Raw genomic sequence first — 1,990 nt, 5'->3', positions numbered from 1 at the left:
AACCGGATAGATGAGGAATTGTCTAAAGGCAAATCCGTTCTGCAAGCATCGACGAGAACGGTGAAATATGTGGCAATCCCGGTGCTCGTCGCCCTGACGGTAACGGAGGCGGGCTTCTTCTCCCTTCTCAGCTCCTCCGTCCCATCGACCCAGGACTTCGGAAAGATGTGCATGATCGGCCTGGTCATGTGCTACCTGTCCGCCCTTTTTGTGAACCTGACCATCCTTTATCAGTCCGAGAAGAGGTTGCCCCGAAAGAAGATGGCAGCAGCCCATTCTGAGAATGGCTCGCCAATTGGTGCTTTCATCGAGAGCACTGCCACCTTCTGCATTGAGAGGTGGAAGGCGGTGCTGGCACTGGCTTTACTTTTGGCCCTGGCGGGGAATTATGCTGACATTTTGGTCCCCATAGAGACGAATTCCCAGAACTATATCCCCGCGGACCTGCCGCCGCTGATCGACCTGAAGCATATGAAAGATGTCTATGGGGGAACGGACTCAATCAAGTTCCTGATCCAGGCCGATGATGTCACCGATCCTGAGAACCTCAAATGGATGGACGAGTTTGGCAGCTACCTTATGAGGTCCAGAGAGGACCGGACAGAGAGGGCCACCAGCATTGCCACCTATATCAAATCGGCCAATGGGGGAGAGCTGCCCGGCGACACCACCCGGGCCAGGGAGATCATCGCCTCTCTGCCTTCTTCAGTTAGCAGCGCATACCTCAACGGCCACAACCTGGCGATAATAGATGTGAATATAGGCAATGCCCAGCTCAACCTGGGAACGGAAGGGATGGAGCGTCTGGTCCGGTCCTATGAGGATGACCTGGCCTGGCATACCCCACCGCCCGGAGTTTCCGTCCGGATCACCGGCCAGCCGGTGCTGATGACCACGGTCATGGATGCCCTGACAGAGGGGAGGGTGGAGATGTCCCTGCTCGGCCTGTTCCTGATTTTCGTCCTGCTGCTGCTGATCTACCGGGACCTGATCCGGGCCCTCTTGCCAGTGCTGCCCATGCTGGTAGTGATAGGCTGGATGGGGCTGGTCATGTACTACGGCGGGCTGAAGTACACCCCCCTCACCGCCACACTGGGCGCTCTGGTCCTGGGGGTGGGTTCGGAGTACGCTATACTTATGATGGAGCGCTTCTATGAAGAGCTGGAGAATGTGGGCAATCCCATCGATGCCCTGAAGATCACAGCCAACCGCATAGGTTCTGCATTGGTGGCATCGGGGATGGCGGTCATCTTCGGCTTTGGCGCTCTGATCGCCTCTCCCTTCAACATAATCAGCAACTTCGGAGTGGTCACGGTGATGTCGGTCGTGCTCGCCTTGGTCACCACCTTCACCGTGTTCGTAGTCCTGGCCATTAGAATGGAAGTTCAGCGTGAAGTATTAGAGAATGCAAAACTGGAAATGAAGAGAGCAATTGCACTGATCAACAATCAAAGATGGAGAAGAATCAATGGAAATTAAGTATGCCATCGCCCTGGCCTCTATGTTCATCCTCCTGGCTCCGGTATTAGCCCAGAACACCTACATACCCCTGGAGCTTGGCGGGGACAATTACTATACCATGTACGGCAGTCCGGACATATCCGCGAGCATCTCCGGCACAGATGAGTTTAAGCGGGGGGATACCGTCACCCTTTATCTTGATCTGACCAACTACGGCAGGATCATAGGCTTCAAGCAGGACCAGATGCCCCAGAATTCCAAGGAGTATGCCCTCGCCAGCGCAGAGCTGGAGGAGGAGAACAAGAAGCCTACCGCTCTGGGGGTCACCGCCACCCTGATCTCCCAGGCCCCTCAGATCGAGGTGAAGTCAGGCGACCAGGTGGTCGAGTCGCTCAAGTCCGGGGACAAGACTCAGTCTCCTCTCAAGTTCACCATCAAGATAGGGGAGCATGCTCCGGCCGGAGAGTATCCACTCCACTTGAATATGACTTATGACTATCAGGATAACGTTCGGGTTTATGCCTCCAAG

General features: G+C 55.4%; 1 protein-coding gene and 1 pseudogene. Both read left to right on the top strand.

Features of this window, described 5'->3' with window-relative positions; genetic code table 11:
* A partial coding sequence (locus BP822_RS05275) for a hydrophobe/amphiphile efflux-3 (HAE3) family transporter (RefSeq protein WP_286877877.1) occupies positions 1 to 1,479 on the top strand: 1,479 nt, incomplete at its 5' end.
* Positions 1,469 to 1,990, top strand: a pseudogene (locus BP822_RS05270) (hypothetical protein); the annotation flags it as partial. The gene BP822_RS05275 and the pseudogene BP822_RS05270, both read left to right, overlap by 11 nt.

This window comes from Methanosaeta sp. UBA458, from assembly GCF_002496085.1.
Classification (GTDB): Archaea; Halobacteriota; Methanosarcinia; order Methanotrichales; family Methanotrichaceae; genus Methanothrix; species Methanothrix soehngenii.
This window is presented reverse-complemented; position numbering and strand designations above follow the sequence as displayed.